This is a genomic window from Niastella soli, assembly GCF_017742245.1.
Lineage (GTDB): Bacteria > Bacteroidota > Bacteroidia > Chitinophagales > Chitinophagaceae > Niastella > Niastella soli.
The window spans coordinates 626,586-642,385 of record NZ_JAGHKO010000001.1; the positions used below are offsets into that span (position 1 = coordinate 626,586).

Genomic DNA, 15,800 nt, shown 5'->3' on the forward strand with positions numbered 1-15,800 from the left:
GGTAAACAGTTTGATGGTATAATGTTTTCAATACACGTACCTGTTTTTTTTGGCATAGGTAAAAAGAACACAAAAGACGATACCGGAATTGGTCAATTAAGCTTATATCTAATTGATTGTCACTTATCCTTTTTTCTTTCCCACATTCTCAAAAAAAATAATATTCCCTATCGGTTGGCTATAGCCCAACCAGCGGAATTTTTCCCATGAATGGAAAAAAAGTACAATAAGTGGAATTATTTAATAGGTATTAGTGGGTTTTAGGGAAAAAACTAATGGTTCCAGAGAGAATTTAGCAGGTATAAAGGTCCACCCCAGCAGAGGCGGGGCCATTTTGATGAACTCCCAGACAACTCCCCTACGACCCTGCTACAACTCCGCTACAGGCGCTGAGGTCGTAGAATACCTATACACCTGAAGTATAAGTCCAGAAGTGGGAAGTTGACCAGTTAACAGGGTTAATAGGTTGACAAGGGAAGTAGGCCGTAAGAAGTTGACCGGTTGACCAGTTGATCAGGAAGAATTCGGCTGGAAGGAGGTATTGGTTAGAAAGTTGGAGGTTGATGGAGGATAGATCCTGCCCCGCCCGAATTTCGCGAAACCACTGCCGACTGCCGATTCACGATTGAACCTTGTGAATGCGGCTGTCCTTAAAAACAAGTTGCTTAATCTTCCTCGGGTGGTTCAGTTTTATTGAGGCCCAGTTTATCGATGGCTATGGCGGCGGCAATTTGGCTGGCGTCTTTTTTATTATAGGCTTTGCCCTCGGCCAATAGTTCGCCATCCACTACGGCGCCAATGGTAAACAGGCGGCGGCCGCCTTCGATGCGTTCGTCGAGGGTTTCAAATTCCAGGTTCTTGCCATTTTTATTGGCCCAGCCGTATAATTTATTTTTATGATTGATCTCGAGGTTTTCAAGGTCTTCCATATACAAATGGGGTATAATGATGCATTCAAACACCCATTGTTTGGTTTTTTTGAAACCCCTGTCCAGATAAATGGCGCCTACCACTGCTTCGAGGGTATTACCAAAGATCTGGCTCATTTTAAGTGAGTTATCGAACTTATTGTAGAAGGTGATCTTTTTTAAACCCATTTTGATGGCGATCTCATTGAGTTTATTCCGGTTCACCATTTTGGACCGCATTTCGGTAAGAAAGCCTTCTTCTTTGTATGGGTATTTTTTAAAAAGAAAATCGGCTACAATACCACTGAGAATGGCGTCTCCGAGGTATTCGAGCCGTTCATTATTTTCATCGGCACTATCCCTTACCGACCTATGGGTAAGGGCAGCCTTATATAATGCGAGCTTGCCCGGGGTAAAACCCAGTACATTGCGCAGATTCTTTTTAAAAGAAAGATTCTCTTCTTTGCCTAAAAAGCGGTCCAGGATTCCCACAATTGTCAATCTACTAATTTTTCATTAAGCCAAAAAATCATAAATAGGGCTGGGACTCCGCAATCATCAAAAACATAGTACTTCAACAACTCAAAGCGTAGAAACTACGCTTCAAACTTTTTCACGATTACGCAGGCGTTATGCCCTCCAAACCCGAATGTATTACTTAATGCAGCACGAACAGTGCGCTGCTGGGCTTTTTCAAAGGTGAAATTTAATCGGGCATCCAGCTCAGGGTCGTCGGTGAAATGGTTGATAGTAGGCGGTACAATATCGTGTACCACGGCCTGAATACAGGCTATTGCTTCTATCACCCCGGCGGCTCCTAAACAGTGACCCGTCATGGATTTTGTAGAACTGATGTTCACTTTAAAGGCATGTTCACCAAAAACATCGGTAATTGCTTTTACTTCTGCAATATCGCCCAAAGGAGTTGAAGTTCCATGGGTATTGACATAATCAATATCCTCGGGCTTCATGCCTGCATCTTCAAAAGCAACTAACATTACATTTTTGGCTCCCAGTCCTTCCGGATGTGGGGCTGTAATATGATGCGCATCGGCTGTAGCTCCACAACCTGCAATTTCGCAATAAATTTTAGCTCCACGTTTCAGCGCGTGCTCTAATTCTTCTACAACCAGCGTACCTGAGCCTTCACCCATAACAAAACCATCACGGTCTTTATCGTACGGGCGGCTGGCCGATTTTGGATCGTCATTACGCTCGCTCAGGGCTTTCATGGCGTTGAAACCACCCACCCCAGCTTCGCTGATAACACTTTCAGCGCCACCGGTAAGAATGATATCCGCCTTGCCTAACCTGATGAGGTTAAATGCGTCCATAATGGCGTTGGTAGAAGATGCACAGGCACTTACTACCGCAAAATTGGGACCACGGAAGCCATGCCGCATGGAAATGTGACCAGCTGCAATATCCAGGATCATTTTGGGAATGAAGAAAGGATTGAAGCGGGGGGTGCCATCGCCTTTGGCGAAGTTTACCACTTCTTCCTGGAAGGTAATAAGGCCGCCAATTCCGCTGGCAAAAACAACGCCTACCCGGTCAACATTGACATTATCTTTATTAATGCCGGCGTCGATGACTGCCATATCACTGGAGATAATAGCAGTTTGGGTAAAACGGTCAATTTTGCGGGCCTCTTTCCGATCGAGGAAATTTAATGGGTCGAAATTCTTCAACTCGCAAGCAAAGCGGGTTTTGAATTTTGAAGCATCAAACTGGGTAATAAAATCGGCACCGGACACTCCGTTTAAGAGTCCGTTCCAATATTCCTGTAAATTATTTCCGATAGGTGTGAGGGCACCAATTCCGGTTACAACAACTCGTTTCAATTGCATAGCTCTTGCCAGAGGGAGTTTTTAAGTAAGAAATCCGCTTTCGCAGCATGCGCCCAGCTATCGAAAGCGGATTTAATTTATTGCACCTGATCTACAAAATTCAAATTACTTAGACCTTAGCGTGCTCTTCTAAGTAAGCAACAGCCTGGCCAACAGTGGTAATTGTTTCGGCCTGTTCATCAGGGATGGAAATATTGAACTCCTTTTCAAATTCCATAATTAATTCCACGGTGTCGAGAGAATCGGCACCTAAATCATTGGTGAAAGAAGCCTCATTGGTAACTTCTGCTTCTTCTACACCAAGCTTATCAACAATGATCTTTTTAACTCTTGTTGCGATGTCTGACATTTTTGTAAAGTTTAGTTACGGCTGCAAAAATATAGATTTTGGAATAACGACAATAAAAGGCTGGTTTTTAATTAATCTTTCTAAGATTTTGTGGTTTACCGGTTTTATTGTAAAATTCAGCCCCCCTACAGCCGCCGGGGGCCCCCTTAAACGGCATTTGGGCAATTTTATGCTATACCGGCACTTTTATTTTTCACCCGGCTAATGGGGGCTGATAAACGGTAAATCCTTATATTGCAGCGCACTACCCAATTAGTCGGCATGGCTTTAAAAATAATAGATCACGGTTCCCGGGAATACCAGCAGATGGTTCACCTGCGTAATGAAATTTTACGCAGACCGCTGGGTTTGCAATTTACCCCCGAAGAACTGGAAAAGGAAAAAGAGGAGATTCTGATAGGCGCCTTTGAGGAAGAAAAGATGCTGGGATGCTGTATGCTTATTATGGAGGCCCCCAGTTCCGTTCGTTTACGCCAGATGGCCGTTTTAAATAACCTGCAGGGAAAAGGCATTGGCCGGGCCCTGATGCAGTTTGCCGAAAATATTGCCCGCGACCGCGGTTTCCAAAAAATAACCATGCATGCCCGCAAAACAGCCGTTGGCTTTTATGAAAAGCTCGGTTACCGGATCAGCGGCCAGGAGTTTGAAGAGGTGACCATCCCCCACTTTATTATGGAAAAGATGCTCTAAATTTTAATTAAAGTCTAATTTGGATTTAATTTAATACACCGACCTCACGCCCCTATATGGGAGTAGGGCGGTTTTTCGTATTTTAGCTATATAATTATATTTAAGAAATGGGTGCACCGGCAATGAAATACGTTTCTCCCCAGGAATACCTGGAAATGGAAAGGGAGTCCCCGATAAAACATCAATATCTTGATGGTGAAGTGGTTGCCATGTCTGGTGCGTCTTTAGCTCATAATTATATTGTTGGTAATTTACTACGGGAAATTGGAGGATTTCTCAAAGGTAAAAGTTGTAGAATAAACCCCAGTGATCTTCGCATAAGTATTCCTCCAGCCAATTCTTATACTTATCCCGACGCCACTATTATTTGTGGTAAACCGGAAATGGAAGATGACAAATTTGATACTGCCAGAAATCCCTCCGTTATATTTGAAGTATTGTCTGGCTCCACTAAAGATTATGATAAAGGCAACAAATTTTTATACTACCAACGCATTCCAGCCCTGAAGGAATATATTTTGATTGATTCGTTTAAAAAGTATGCGGTTATTTATACCCGCCAGTCTACCGATTTATGGAAAGTCGAAACTTTTGAGGCTGAAAATTCAACACTTCCTATAAAGACTATTGATTACAAGCTTAGCTTTGATGATCTATATTCTGATGTAACATTTAAGGATGCCCCTCCGACAATTACGCCGTAGCCTCCTGCCTGGTCACAAACTGTTGCATTTGCCTCAGGAAGCGTACCATTTTTTGCATGGAGCCCATATCTTCTACCACCAGCATAAATAATTTTCCGTTCTGTTTTAAACGGGCTTTATTCGTTTGGGTTTGAATAAAGGTGAGAATGTTATGGAAAATATTTGATTCAAAATAAGGAGAGTCGGCCTTATTGATAAAATAACACTTCAGGGTGTCGTCTTTAAGCAACATTTTTTCAAAACCCAGCTCAACGGCCAGTCTGCGTACCCTTACGGTATCAAACAGGTCTTCTACCTGTTGGGGTATTGGCCCAAATCTATCTTGCAGCTCCAGCGCAAGCGCCTGCAGCTCTTCTTCGTTATCACAATTATCTAACCGGGTATATAACGTTAACCGTTCGGTGATGCTTTCCACGTAACTATCGGGGATCAGTATCTCCAGATCGGTATCGATGGTGCAATCCTGCACATAATCTTCCTGTTTGGAGATCTCGGCCTTAAATAATTCCCGGAACTGGGTGCGTTTAAGCTCTTTGATGGCTTCTTCCAGTACTTTCTGGTACATTTCAAACCCAATTTCGGCCATAAAGCCGCTTTGTTCACCACCCAACAGGTTACCCGCCCCCCGGATATCCAGGTCGCGCATGGCAATCTGGAAGCCACTACCCAGCTCACTGTGCTGCTCCAGGGTTTGTAACCGTTTTCTTGAATCCGGCGGCAAGGTGCTCATAGGCGGCGCCAGCAGGTAACAGAATGCTTTTTTATTGCTACGCCCTACCCTGCCCCGCAACTGGTGCAGGTCGCTTAACCCAAAATGGTGGGCGTTATTGATGATGATGGTATTTACGTTTGGTATATCCACCCCGCTCTCCACGATATTGGTACAAATGAGTACGTCGTATTTTTTATCAATAAAATCCAGGATGCGTTCTTCCAGAATATGTCCTTCCAGCTGCCCATGAGCAAAGCCGATGCTCAGGTCAGGACATAAACCCTGAATCAGGGCGGCCATTTCTGACAGGCCCTGTACGCGGTTATGAATGAAGAATACCTGTCCGCCCCGCTCTGTTTCAAAATAAATGGCATCCCTGATGAAGTCCTGGTTAAATACCTGCACTTCGGTTTGTATGGGTTGCCGGTTAGGCGGTGGGGTATTGATAATACTCAGGTCACGGGCGCCCATTAAACTAAACTGCAGCGTACGGGGTATGGGCGTTGCCGTTAAGGTTAAACAGTCAACATTGGTACGCAGGGTTTTGATCTTTTCCTTATGCGCCACGCCAAACTTTTGCTCTTCGTCAATGACCAGAATACCCAGGTCTTTGTATTTAACCTCTTTGCCTAACAGCGCATGGGTGCCAATGATGATATCTATTTTTCCCTCTTCGAGTTTCTTTAAGGTCTCTTTTTTCTCCTTGGCCGATTTGAACCGGTTTACATAATCTACCGTAACGGGGAAATCTTTCAGTCGTTCGCTGAAAGTTTTATAATGCTGGAACGCCAGGATGGTGGTAGGCACCAGTATAGCCGCCTGTTTTCCATCGCAACAGCTTTTGAAGGCTGCCCTGATGGCGATCTCCGTTTTTCCAAAACCCACATCGCCGCACACCAGCCGGTCCATAGGTGATGGGGATTCCATATCCTTTTTCACATCTCCGGTAGCCTTGCTTTGATCGGGGGTATCTTCGTAAATAAAGGAAGCTTCCAGCTCAGTTTGCATGTAATTATCGGGAGCATGCTGAAAACCCTGTTGTGCCTTACGTTGGGCATACAGGGTAATGAGGTCAAAGGCAATTTCCTTAACCTTGGTCTTGGTTTTTTCCTTCAACTTGTTCCACGCATCACTACCCAACTTGTTTACCTTGGGTATGCTTCCTTCCTTTCCGGTATACTTCGATATTTTATGTAGTGAATTTATGTTCACATACAGGATGTCGCTGTCTTTATAAATGATACGTACAGCCTCCTGCATTTTTCCGTTCGATTCCAGCTTTTGCAGTCCGCTGTAAACACCTACCCCATGGTCAATATGGGTAACATAATCGCCCGGCTGCAATTCGCGCAGGGTACGAAGGGTTATGGCCTTATTCTTATTATAAGCCTGTTTAACCTTGTATTTATGATACCGCTGGAAGATCTGGTGATCGGTATAACAGATCACCTTAAGGTCCTCATCAATAAATCCCTGGTGTATGCTGGTAGGCACCGGTGTGAACTGAATGCCTGCTTTCAGATCTTCAAAAATGCTGTTCAACCGTTCTAACTGCCGGGGATTTTCTGCAAACAGGTAAAGACTGAATTTCTTGGCTTCCCAGGATTTCAGGTCTCTTATCAGCAGATCGAACTGGCGATTGAAGGCAGGCTGATCTTTCGTATTGAACTCAATGGCAAATGGCGTGTGCCGGGTAGGCTCATCATCTTCCATAAAGCCCGACTGATAACCGTACTCTACAACATGCCGGTTGGCCAACTGCTTTTTCAGCGGACCTGAAATAAACTCATCGGCCTTTACAGATGTCTTTATTGTTTTGTCGTCTTCTTCGGCTGTCTCTTTTGGCACCACATTGTTGGCCTGCAGGTCAAGGAACAGGTGCAGGTCTTCTTCCTGGGTCAACAATTTTTCTTTGGTCAACTCCCAGTCCTGGAACCAATATACCGTGTTCTCGGGCAGAAATTCGAACAGGGGGATCTTCGTTTCTTCATCAAACTGGGTCTCTACGTTGGGAATGATGCTTACCTGTAACAATTTCCGCTCACTCAACTGGGTCTCGGGATCAAAAATGCGGATGGAGTCTACATCATTGCCAAACAATTCAATCCGGTAGGGTTTTTCATTACCGAATGAATAAATATCGAGGATCCCGCCGCGTAAGGCGAACTGCCCGGGTTCGTAAACAAAGTCGGTAGTTGAAAAACCATAATCAACCAGCTGACTTAACAGGGCTTCTACGTCTATGGAGTCGCCCGATTTGAGGTAAATGATATTACCGGCGAGTGTTTTGGGCAACACCACTTTTTCAAACAATGCCTCCGGATAAGTGATCAGGGCGCCCACGCGGTTACTGCCTGCCATGGGTGAAGAAAACCGGGTTAGCGCTTCTGTTCGCAACATTACGTGCGAGGAGTTGAGCAACCGGAAATTCTTTCTGTTCTTAAAGGAGGTGGGGAAGAAAAAAAGGTTGAGTGCCTGCGTCAGGTTTTCCAGCGAATTATGCATGTAAGCAGCTGCTTCGGCGTCTTCACAAACAATAACGTGGTTGAGCTGACTGTTTACTTCATGCTGGAAAATGGTGCTGATAACAAAGGCCGGAGCGCTTCCGTGCAGGTTCTTACAAAATATTTGTTGGGGTTGGGCAAAAGTAAGCCTGTCCGCCAGGGAAAAAAGGCGGGGGTTATTTTTATAAGCGTTGAGCAACTCCTGCAAATTCATATCAGCGGACGCAAAGGTAAGGACTTTTGGCGAGTTAACCAGTTGAACAGGTGACAAGTTCGTTGATAGGGTTGATAAGGGAGGGAGTTGGAAGTTAACAAGTTGAGGTTCTGGTTCCGGCCATAAAGCGGCTCCTCCCGTCACTGGCAATTACCGCGTCGTGGTGTATTCTTTCTGCCTTCTGCCGTCTGCCTTCTGCCCTTTCCCCCTTACAGTTGCCTTTTGCCCGCTGAAATAAATCCAGTAACTTAAGTTATTAAAAATTGCTAGCCATATGTCATTAACCTGGCACACTGGAAAAGTTATTCGAATTGTAAATGAAACCAGTAATACAAGACGGTATTGGATTGAAGTGCCTGAAATGCAAGCGTTCGATTTTGAGCCTGGCCAGTTTGTAACGCTTGACCTTCCTATTCATGAGAAACCTAATAAGCGGTGGCGCAGTTATTCCATTGCCTCCTGGCCCGATGGCTCGAATGTGTTTGAACTGGTGATTGTTTTACTGGAGGGCGGCGCTGGCACTACCTGGCTTTTTAATGAGGTAAAAGAGGGGGATGAACTGACGTTCCGCGGCCCGCAGGGCAAGTTTACCTTACCCGAACCAATTGACCGGGACCTGTTTTTTATTTGCACCGGTACCGGTATAGCTCCCTTCCGGTCTATGGCCCATCATATTTTAAATCATAACATCACCCACCAGAGCATATACCTGATCTTTGGATGCAGAAAACTTACCGATAACCTGTATGGGAATGAATTGCAGGAGCTGTCGGAAAAAGTGACCAGCTTTCAATACCTGCCTACCTATTCGCGGGAAGTGCCCGAAAATTATAATCATCTGATACGCACGGGATACGTGCATTCCATATACGAGGAAATAATCAGGTCCAATAGCCCACAGGCAAATGCGGCCCCATCGCTAGTAAAACCTGCCTATTTTTATTTATGTGGCTGGAAGAACATGATCGATGAAGCCAAACAACGCATACAGGACCTGGGCTATGACCGTAAAACCATACACCTGGAATTATATGGATAGACAAAGGAATGCCTGTCACCATCATTTTAAAATGACGTGATTCATCAAGTTTTGGGAATGATGACTTCCCCGGGATATTACAAAGGATGTTGATTCAAATAGTGCGGGCAAAGGGACAAAAACGCGAACGAAGGAAAGACGAATACTTACTTATTACCTACTGATTTGTCCTGAAGCTTATCTGCTTTCTTTTCTTCTTTGGCTGTGATAGGGATAACCGGAATGTTAGAGGCGCCTTGCAGCTGCTTTTCCAGTTTAAGCCTTTCCTGTTGCAATTCAAGAATTTCGGCATGGCTAGCCATCATTTCTTTTTCCAGTTCCTCTACCCGGTTCTTTTGTCTTCTTAATTGCGAAGACCGGAGTAAGAAACCCGTGGCAAATGCTGCCACTACGATGCCTACCAGCATCGATACGTCGATAGATAGTTTGATTAGTAGCATAGTTCCCCCCATCTTTTTTCACCTGGTTTTTAAGGTACTTACAAAAATACAAGTATGTGCATAAATTAAAAGAGTAGTTTTCCTATATAAGAATTTTTATTAACCCAATATTTATGTCGTTATTACACAAGGTATTTCTGCACAAATTCCCGGACCTGGTTCGCAGGAATACGATCTTGTTGCATGGAATCGCGGTGACGGATAGTTACAGTGCCATCCTCTTTGGTTTGTTTATCAATAGTGATACAAAACGGTGTACCGATCGCGTCCATACGACGATAACGCTTTCCAATAGTATCTTTTTCCTCATAAAAACAACGGAAATGCGCCTTACAGTCATCCATGATCTCGCGGGCTATTTCCGGTAACCCATCTTTTTTCACCAATGGTAAAATGGCCAGTTTTATAGGGGCCAGCTTGGGAGGGAATTTCAACACCACGCGGCTGTCCTGTTTTTCAGGAGTGCTCAGGTCTTCGTCTGAGTAGGCCTCGCTTAATACCATCAAAACGGTTCTATCGAGCCCAATTGATGTTTCTATTACGTATGGGATATAGTTCTGATTGACCTCCGGATCGAAATACTGCATTTTCTTTTTGCTGTATTCCTGGTGTTTGCTCAAATCGTAATCAGTACGGGAGTGTATACCTTCAACCTCTTTAAAACCTATTGGGAAATCATATTCTATATCGCAGGCTGCGTCGGCATAGAAGGCCAGTTTGGCATGGTCATGAAAACGGTATTTCTCCTTTGCAATACCCAGGCTCAGGTGCCATTTCATACGCGCTTCTTTCCAGTATTCGTACCACTCTTTTTGAGTGCCAGGGCGAACAAAGAACTGCATTTCCATCTGTTCAAACTCCCGCATGCGGAAGATGAACTGACGGGCCACGATCTCGTTACGAAATGCTTTACCGGTTTGTGCAATACCAAAAGGTATTTTCATGCGTCCGGTTTTTTGTACATTCAGGAAGTTTACGAAAATTCCCTGGGCGGTTTCGGGGCGCAGGTAAATTTCGCTGGCTTCTTCCGATACGCTGCCCAGCTGGGTGCTGAACATCAGGTTAAACTGACGAATTTCAGTCCAATTGCCGGTACCGCTTACCGTACATTTTATTTTATTGTCTTCAATAAGCTTTTTTAGGCCATCGTAGTCGTTGGCTACCAGCAATTTATCCATTTCAGCCAGCAAGGCATCAGCCTCCGCTTTCTTCCCTTCTTTTTCCCACTCATCGGCCTTGGCTTCAATCAGGTGGTCAACGCGGTAGCGTTTTTTGCTGTCTTTATTATCGATCATGGGATCGCTGAAATTATCCACGTGCCCACTGGCCTTCCAGGTGGTAGGATGCATAAAAATAGCCGCATCGATACCAACAATGTTCTCATGCATCTGGGTCATGCTTTTCCACCAGTAATCCCGGATATTTTTCTTTAACTCGCTACCCCACTGACCATAGTCATATACGGCGCTAAGCCCATCATATATTTCACTGGACTGAAAAATAAACCCATACTCTTTGCAATGCGCAATAATTGCCTGGAACCTGTTGTTATCTGTTGCCATAAGGATGCAAATATAATAGTTGATCAGATAATAAGGTTAACAAGTTGACAAGACTTATTACCCGGAATTACTCTCTGGCAGGGAACAGTCCGAAGGCGTGCGTTTTTTTTAATAAAATTTTCAATAAAATGAGGAGTATAATAGCCATAAATGCAATCAGGAATACAAAATAATCATTTCTATGGGCACTATTGAAGCAGGCATTCCGGTAGCTGTGATCAACTAAAAAATCATTTTTAAGGGTCACATTTAACAGTTCAATACGCCCTTCACTATATTGGTTGTTGAAAAAGCCGAGGTTGGCTTTATCTATTTGAACAGTTACCGTGTCGCCCTCCACGAGGGTTGAAAGGAGGGAAGCATTGGGAGCATAATCGTAATAAGTATCATAAAACCGGCATTCCAGGTTGTGCCCCCTGAATTTAAAAGTATAGGAATAAACGGGGTTCTTTTCTCCCAGGCGCTCATGCTTTACCGGTTCGGTAATGCATTGCGGAATCGTTTCCAGGTTGTTTTCATTAACACAATCCGCCTTGGAATAATATTGATAGCCATGGGCGACAAGCACCACGAAAATGATGGCAGCCGATAAAGCCAGCGTTTTATCTAGCAAAACATGAAATGGCAGGGGCTGCTTCATGGCCCTTTGCATTTTCTCTTCGGGAGTAGGTTCCTGGTATTGCTTGTAAATAAAAGCCATGTAAGGGGTAAAACGATCATTTCAATTTTTCATTATCCTTATGCCGGGTGGCATCCCTGATATTCTTTTTTTCAAAATTCTTATGCAGGGCTTCGGTAAGGTCAACACCGGTTTGGTTGGCCAGGCAGATAAGCACCCATAATACATCGGCCATTTCATCGGCCAGGTCTTTATTTTTATCGCTTTCCTTGAACGACTGATCTCCATACTTACGGGCCATGATACGTGCCAGCTCGCCTACCTCTTCGGTAAGAATAGCCATATTGGTTAGTTCACTGAAATATCGAACGCCTACTGTCTTTATCCAGTGGTCAACCTGTTGTTGTGCTTCTTTTATGTCCATAGTTTATTGATTTTTGCGCTGGGGTATTAAGTTGATTTCGGCAGATTGATTTCAAATTAAGATTATTCTTTATTCTTTGTATCAATTACTATGGTAACGGGCCCATCGTTCAAAAGAGATACTTTCATATCGGCGCCAAACTCACCCGTAAAAACCGGTTTACCCAGGTCGGTTTGTAACTGCTGAACAAATTGTTCATATAACGGGATGGCAACAGGGGGTTTTGAGGCCTTGATATAGGAGGGCCGGTTCCCTTTTTTGGTGGAGGCATGCAGGGTGAACTGGCTTACCACCAGGATATCGCCGCCCTGGTCCTTTATCGATTCATTCATTACCCCATCTGCATCGTTAAAGATGCGCAGGTTAACCACTTTAGCACTTAGCCATATAAGATCTTCGGTTGTATCACTGTCTTCAATTCCTACCAAAATGAGCAAACCATTTGAAATAGATGACCGTACATTGTTATTGATCACAACATTCGCTGAAGTTACCCGTTGTATTACCGCTCGCATAGTACCTATAAATTAATTTTACCTTTGTGCAATGAAGATAGATGTTTCAAAAGAAATGGAATTTCAAACTGCACGTAGCGGTGGAAAAGGGGGGCAGAACGTTAATAAGGTAGAGACCATGGTGGAAGGATATTTTCACATATCTAACTCACTGATTTTAAACCAAGAACAAAAAGGGATTGTTCAAAAGAAATTGGCTGCAAAGATAAATTCGGAAGGGTTTTTGCAAGTGAAGAGCCAGATTCACCGCAGCCAGTTGTCGAACAAGGAAGAAGTGGTAAAAAAAATGAATGCGTTAATAACGCAGGCTTTAAAGAAAGAAATAAAACGTATCGCCACAAAACCTAGTAAAGCAGCTAAAGAAAAGCGGCTTGATTCTAAACAGAAACAATCACAACACAAAAAGAACCGCCGAAAATTCCGACCCGGCGATTTGTAAGCGTAACACCGAATGCTATGAAACTGACTCATCCTTTGCACCGAGTTCATTTGCCCAAAATTTGCTTTGGATTACTATTCGTAACGGCAGTTTTTTCGTGCCAGAAAGAATTACATTTTGACAAAGTACCTGAGAAAGACCACAACCTTGTCCTGAGGTTTAAACCCGTTGTGTCCTTTGATTCAGTACCCCTTGTGCTGGGTAAAACCTATAAAAATTATTTTAAAGAAGATTATACACCTACCGGTTTCAAGTTTTACATTCATAATTTTCAATTGGAAAATACCGACTCGGGCAAAATATTTAAACTGGCTAAAGATAAATACTACCTGGTGGACTTTTCCGATACTACCACTATGGAAATAAAGATCACTATTGCACCATATGTGTATAACCGTTTTTCATTCACCATTGGAGTTGACAGCGCCCAGAATGTAGGCGGTGCTCAAACCGATGCGCTGGATCCAGCCAAGGGCATGTTCTGGAACTGGAATACCGGTTACATTATGGCCAAGCTGGAGGGAACTTCACCCAAATCGCCCACCGGTAGATTTGAATATCACATTGGCGGTTTTTCAGGCGAGGAGAATGTAAGTAAAACTATACCTAGATTATTTCCATTTCCGACAAACCTGGATATGAAACCCGGCAAAGAGAGCATTGTGTATATTACCTGCGATGCCAATGCCTGGTTCTTCCAACCCTGGGATATAAAAATTGCCGACAACCCCGTGATAGCGACTCCTGGTCTTTTGGCAACACAGGTTGCAGAGAATTATGGATCAAAAGGATTTACCATAGATTCAGTGTATAACGAACCATAGCAGTGACTGTTAGATGGACTATAAGACTTTGTTTATTGCTTTTTTTAGGATGCCTGCTGGTAAATGCCTGTAATAAAAAATCAGGCGAGGGAAACAGCGGGCCTCACCCGCTTACGCTGCCTCAACCAGCAGGATTTCCTGCCCCGCAATACTCCTTTACCGGCAATCCCCTTACTCAGGAAGGGGTTGAACTGGGCAGGAAATTATTTTATGATGGCAAGCTGTCAAAAGACGGAAATTTCCCCTGCGCCTCCTGCCACCAGCAGTTTGCCGCCTTTGCCACGTTCGATCACCCGCTCAGCCATGGTTTTGATAACCAGTTCACCCTGCGCAATTCACCGGGCCTGTTCAATATGGCCTGGAATAAAGAAATGCATTGGGATGGCGGTATTAACAATATAGAGGTACAACCCCTGGCCCCCCTGACGGCACCCAATGAAATGGCCGAAAACATTAATGCTGTGATCAGCAAACTACAGCAGGATGAGGAGTATAAAAAAATGTTTACGGCTGCCTTTGGCTCTGACACCATCAACACCCAGCGGATGTTATTTGCCATTACCCAGTTTGTAACTTCGCTGGTATCGGCTAATTCAAAATATGATAAAGTAAAACAGGGTTCGGCCAACTTTTCGCAAACGGAACAAAACGGATATACCCTTTTTCAATCGAAATGTATCAGCTGTCACCCGGAGCCACTGTTCACTGATCATAGTTTTCGCAACGTAGGGTTACCGCTTGACCCGTTTATCAAGGATTATGGCAGAATGCGTATCACCAATAATCGCACCGATTCATTGAAGTTTAAAGTACCCAGTTTACGCAATGTGGCGCTTACTTTTCCCTATGAACACGATGGCCGCTTTTCTTCCATTACCAGCGTGCTGGACCATTACAGCAGTGGTGTACAGAATGGTCCCACGCTAGATCCGCTGTTAAAAAATAAGATCCCGCTTACCAATGCAGAAAAGTTTTACCTGCTTGAGTTTCTGAAAACACTTACCGATTCTTCTTTTATAAACGATACCCGGTTTTCTCAACCGTAGCCGGCAGACGGCCCTCCTACTCGCCAGCCGGGGATTCGGCGGGCGACCCAGCCTACGCTAAAGCTTCGGCGGGCGAGGAGAAAAAAAAAGCCCCGACGGGGGCCGTCGGGACTTACAACTATTTAAAAAAACGCTTCTTCTTATTAACCAATCAACTTATTGTTTGCTCAACTTACCCTGGCTGGTATCCTTTTTATTCTGGATAACATTCAACGCTTCTTTCTGGCGATTCAGGTCATCGGTTTGCACTTGTTGATCATTCTTGTTCTGGGCAAGCTTGTCTTGCAGGTTCTTAATTTTCTTCTCCAGGTCGTACTGATCATCTTTCAGGTTCAGCAGTTTTTTTTCTGATTTCTTCACCACTTCTTCCTGCAATTTTACCTGTACTTCCAGGTTATACGCATCGATATAAGGAGCCATTTTATTCAATAGTTCCTTTGATTCAGCAATCTTAAAGTGGTCATCTTCGGTACGGAGGCCTACATTTTCACCGGGGCGGCCAATAAGCAGGTATACGGTAGCCGTTTCCTTGTCTTTCGCCACCTTGCGATCTACCTTGTAATACACATCAACAATTTCAGGCTCATCTTTATCCAAACGGGTATTGCGAAATACGTCAAAACTTTTGACGCGGTCGCTTTTACCGCCTTTTTTCTCCATCCATTGCTGGATAGCTTCTTCCACTACTCTGGCTGAGTAAGGTAATTCGATGATTGCGGATACTTTATCGCCTTTTTGGAATTCAATTTTTGTTTCGCCGGATTGCGAAAATACAGGAGTGCTTACTGTTATAACGGTTACGAGGACCATTAATGGTAAAGATACTTTCATCGGGATCGGATTTTGATGCTTAAATATACAATCAGGGGCCAAAGATAACAAGAGTAACCAGTAGAAAAACATATACACAATTTCGGGCGTTTTAAACGCCTGATTTTAATCTGCCTTTCATATTTACCCG

Annotated in this window: 16 protein-coding genes; 6 read left to right on the forward strand and 10 right to left on the reverse strand. The window is 44.0% G+C overall.

The window, feature by feature from the left end; all coding sequences use genetic code 11:
• Window positions 1-665 precede the first annotated feature (665 nt).
• The 3 genes from J7I42_RS02350 to J7I42_RS02360 all read right to left on the reverse strand — a co-directional run bounded on the left by J7I42_RS02350 (window position 666) and on the right by J7I42_RS02360 (window position 3,107).
• A complete protein-coding gene (locus J7I42_RS02350; protein WP_317196235.1) occupies window positions 666-1,400 on the reverse strand; it encodes a ribonuclease III family protein in 735 nt (244 codons plus the stop codon).
• A 104-nt stretch (window positions 1,401-1,504) separates the two neighbouring features.
• Window positions 1,505-2,758 carry a beta-ketoacyl-ACP synthase II gene (gene fabF, locus J7I42_RS02355; RefSeq protein ID WP_209137163.1) on the reverse strand — a complete coding sequence of 418 codons (1,254 nt, stop codon included), beginning with the start codon at window positions 2,756-2,758 and terminating at the stop codon, window positions 1,505-1,507.
• 109 nt (window positions 2,759-2,867) lie between these two features.
• Window positions 2,868-3,107: an acyl carrier protein gene (locus tag J7I42_RS02360; protein WP_014221785.1), complete on the reverse strand. Its 240-nt coding sequence runs from the start codon at window positions 3,105-3,107 to the stop codon at window positions 2,868-2,870.
• Window positions 3,108-3,368: 261 nt separating this feature from the next.
• On the opposite strand from J7I42_RS02360, the gene J7I42_RS02365 reads away from it, so the two are divergent.
• Together J7I42_RS02365 and J7I42_RS02370 are read left to right on the forward strand one after the other, a co-directional pair.
• A complete protein-coding gene (locus J7I42_RS02365; RefSeq protein ID WP_209137164.1) occupies window positions 3,369-3,797 on the forward strand; it encodes a GNAT family N-acetyltransferase in 429 nt (142 codons plus the stop codon).
• Between the two features lie 107 nt (window positions 3,798-3,904).
• Entirely contained in the window at window positions 3,905-4,501 is a 597-nt protein-coding gene (locus J7I42_RS02370) for a Uma2 family endonuclease (protein WP_209137165.1), read from the forward strand.
• On the opposite strand, the gene mfd is transcribed toward J7I42_RS02370, so the two are convergent.
• Window positions 4,491-7,931, reverse strand: a complete 3,441-nt coding sequence (gene mfd / locus J7I42_RS02375) for a transcription-repair coupling factor (RefSeq protein WP_209137166.1) — start codon at window positions 7,929-7,931, stop codon at window positions 4,491-4,493. The two genes, J7I42_RS02370 and mfd, sit on opposite strands and share 11 nt — an antisense overlap.
• A gap of 274 nt (window positions 7,932-8,205) precedes the next feature.
• Between mfd and J7I42_RS02380 the strand changes: the two genes are divergently transcribed.
• Window positions 8,206-8,970, forward strand: coding sequence for a ferredoxin--NADP reductase (locus J7I42_RS02380; protein ID WP_209137167.1), 765 nt, complete (start codon window positions 8,206-8,208; stop codon window positions 8,968-8,970).
• Window positions 8,971-9,116: 146 nt separating this feature from the next.
• On the opposite strand, the gene J7I42_RS02385 is transcribed toward J7I42_RS02380, so the two are convergent.
• From J7I42_RS02385 to dtd, 5 genes are all read right to left on the reverse strand, one after another.
• Window positions 9,117-9,410 carry a hypothetical protein gene (locus tag J7I42_RS02385; protein WP_209137168.1) on the reverse strand — a complete coding sequence of 98 codons (294 nt, stop codon included), beginning with the start codon at window positions 9,408-9,410 and terminating at the stop codon, window positions 9,117-9,119.
• A gap of 122 nt (window positions 9,411-9,532) precedes the next feature.
• Window positions 9,533-10,972, reverse strand: coding sequence for a glycine--tRNA ligase (locus J7I42_RS02390; protein ID WP_209137169.1), 1,440 nt, complete (start codon window positions 10,970-10,972; stop codon window positions 9,533-9,535).
• 67 nt (window positions 10,973-11,039) lie between these two features.
• A complete protein-coding gene (locus J7I42_RS02395; protein WP_209137170.1) occupies window positions 11,040-11,672 on the reverse strand; it encodes a hypothetical protein in 633 nt (210 codons plus the stop codon).
• Window positions 11,673-11,688: 16 nt separating this feature from the next.
• The gene (locus J7I42_RS02400) at window positions 11,689-12,015 is read right to left on the reverse strand and encodes a nucleotide pyrophosphohydrolase (RefSeq protein ID WP_209137171.1); all 327 of its coding nucleotides are present in this window, start codon (window positions 12,013-12,015) and stop codon (window positions 11,689-11,691) included.
• A gap of 62 nt (window positions 12,016-12,077) precedes the next feature.
• Window positions 12,078-12,530, reverse strand: coding sequence for a D-aminoacyl-tRNA deacylase (gene dtd, locus J7I42_RS02405; RefSeq protein ID WP_209137172.1), 453 nt, complete (start codon window positions 12,528-12,530; stop codon window positions 12,078-12,080).
• Between the two features lie 31 nt (window positions 12,531-12,561).
• Between dtd and arfB the strand changes: the two genes are divergently transcribed.
• The 3 genes from arfB to J7I42_RS02420 are packed head-to-tail and all read left to right on the forward strand — an operon-like array spanning window position 12,562 to window position 14,839.
• Window positions 12,562-12,969 (forward strand): alternative ribosome rescue aminoacyl-tRNA hydrolase ArfB, encoded by a 408-nt coding sequence (arfB, locus tag J7I42_RS02410; RefSeq protein ID WP_209137173.1) that lies wholly within the window; start codon window positions 12,562-12,564, stop codon window positions 12,967-12,969.
• 17 nt (window positions 12,970-12,986) lie between these two features.
• Window positions 12,987-13,793 carry an MbnP family protein gene (locus J7I42_RS02415; protein ID WP_317196220.1) on the forward strand — a complete coding sequence of 269 codons (807 nt, stop codon included), beginning with the start codon at window positions 12,987-12,989 and terminating at the stop codon, window positions 13,791-13,793.
• A gap of 2 nt (window positions 13,794-13,795) precedes the next feature.
• The gene (locus J7I42_RS02420; RefSeq protein ID WP_209137175.1) at window positions 13,796-14,839 is read left to right on the forward strand and encodes a cytochrome-c peroxidase; all 1,044 of its coding nucleotides are present in this window, start codon (window positions 13,796-13,798) and stop codon (window positions 14,837-14,839) included.
• A gap of 156 nt (window positions 14,840-14,995) precedes the next feature.
• Here J7I42_RS02420 and J7I42_RS02425 read toward each other — a convergent pair whose 3' ends face one another.
• The gene (locus tag J7I42_RS02425) at window positions 14,996-15,670 is read right to left on the reverse strand and encodes a hypothetical protein (RefSeq protein ID WP_209137176.1); all 675 of its coding nucleotides are present in this window, start codon (window positions 15,668-15,670) and stop codon (window positions 14,996-14,998) included.
• Window positions 15,671-15,800: the final 130 nt, after the last annotated feature.

What these genes read in the sequence shown, in the direction of transcription:
- J7I42_RS02385 (WP_209137168.1), bottom strand. Translation starts at nt 9,410, where the DNA reads ATGCTACTAATCAAACTATCTATCGACGTATCGATGCTGGTAGGCATC.
- J7I42_RS02390 (WP_209137169.1), bottom strand. Translation starts at nt 10,972, where the DNA reads ATGGCAACAGATAACAACAGGTTCCAGGCAATTATTGCGCATTGCAAA.
- J7I42_RS02380 (WP_209137167.1), top strand. Translation starts at nt 8,206, where the DNA reads ATGTCATTAACCTGGCACACTGGAAAAGTTATTCGAATTGTAAATGAA.
- dtd (WP_209137172.1), bottom strand. Translation starts at nt 12,530, where the DNA reads ATGCGAGCGGTAATACAACGGGTAACTTCAGCGAATGTTGTGATCAAT.
- arfB (WP_209137173.1), top strand. Translation starts at nt 12,562, where the DNA reads ATGAAGATAGATGTTTCAAAAGAAATGGAATTTCAAACTGCACGTAGC.
- J7I42_RS02400 (WP_209137171.1), bottom strand. Translation starts at nt 12,015, where the DNA reads ATGGACATAAAAGAAGCACAACAACAGGTTGACCACTGGATAAAGACA.
- fabF (WP_209137163.1), bottom strand. Translation starts at nt 2,758, where the DNA reads ATGCAATTGAAACGAGTTGTTGTAACCGGAATTGGTGCCCTCACACCT.
- J7I42_RS02360 (WP_014221785.1), bottom strand. Translation starts at nt 3,107, where the DNA reads ATGTCAGACATCGCAACAAGAGTTAAAAAGATCATTGTTGATAAGCTT.
- mfd (WP_209137166.1), bottom strand. Translation starts at nt 7,931, where the DNA reads ATGAATTTGCAGGAGTTGCTCAACGCTTATAAAAATAACCCCCGCCTT.
- J7I42_RS02415 (WP_317196220.1), top strand. Translation starts at nt 12,987, where the DNA reads ATGAAACTGACTCATCCTTTGCACCGAGTTCATTTGCCCAAAATTTGC.
- J7I42_RS02370 (WP_209137165.1), top strand. Translation starts at nt 3,905, where the DNA reads ATGGGTGCACCGGCAATGAAATACGTTTCTCCCCAGGAATACCTGGAA.
- J7I42_RS02395 (WP_209137170.1), bottom strand. Translation starts at nt 11,672, where the DNA reads ATGGCTTTTATTTACAAGCAATACCAGGAACCTACTCCCGAAGAGAAA.
- J7I42_RS02425 (WP_209137176.1), bottom strand. Translation starts at nt 15,670, where the DNA reads ATGAAAGTATCTTTACCATTAATGGTCCTCGTAACCGTTATAACAGTA.
- J7I42_RS02365 (WP_209137164.1), top strand. Translation starts at nt 3,369, where the DNA reads ATGGCTTTAAAAATAATAGATCACGGTTCCCGGGAATACCAGCAGATG.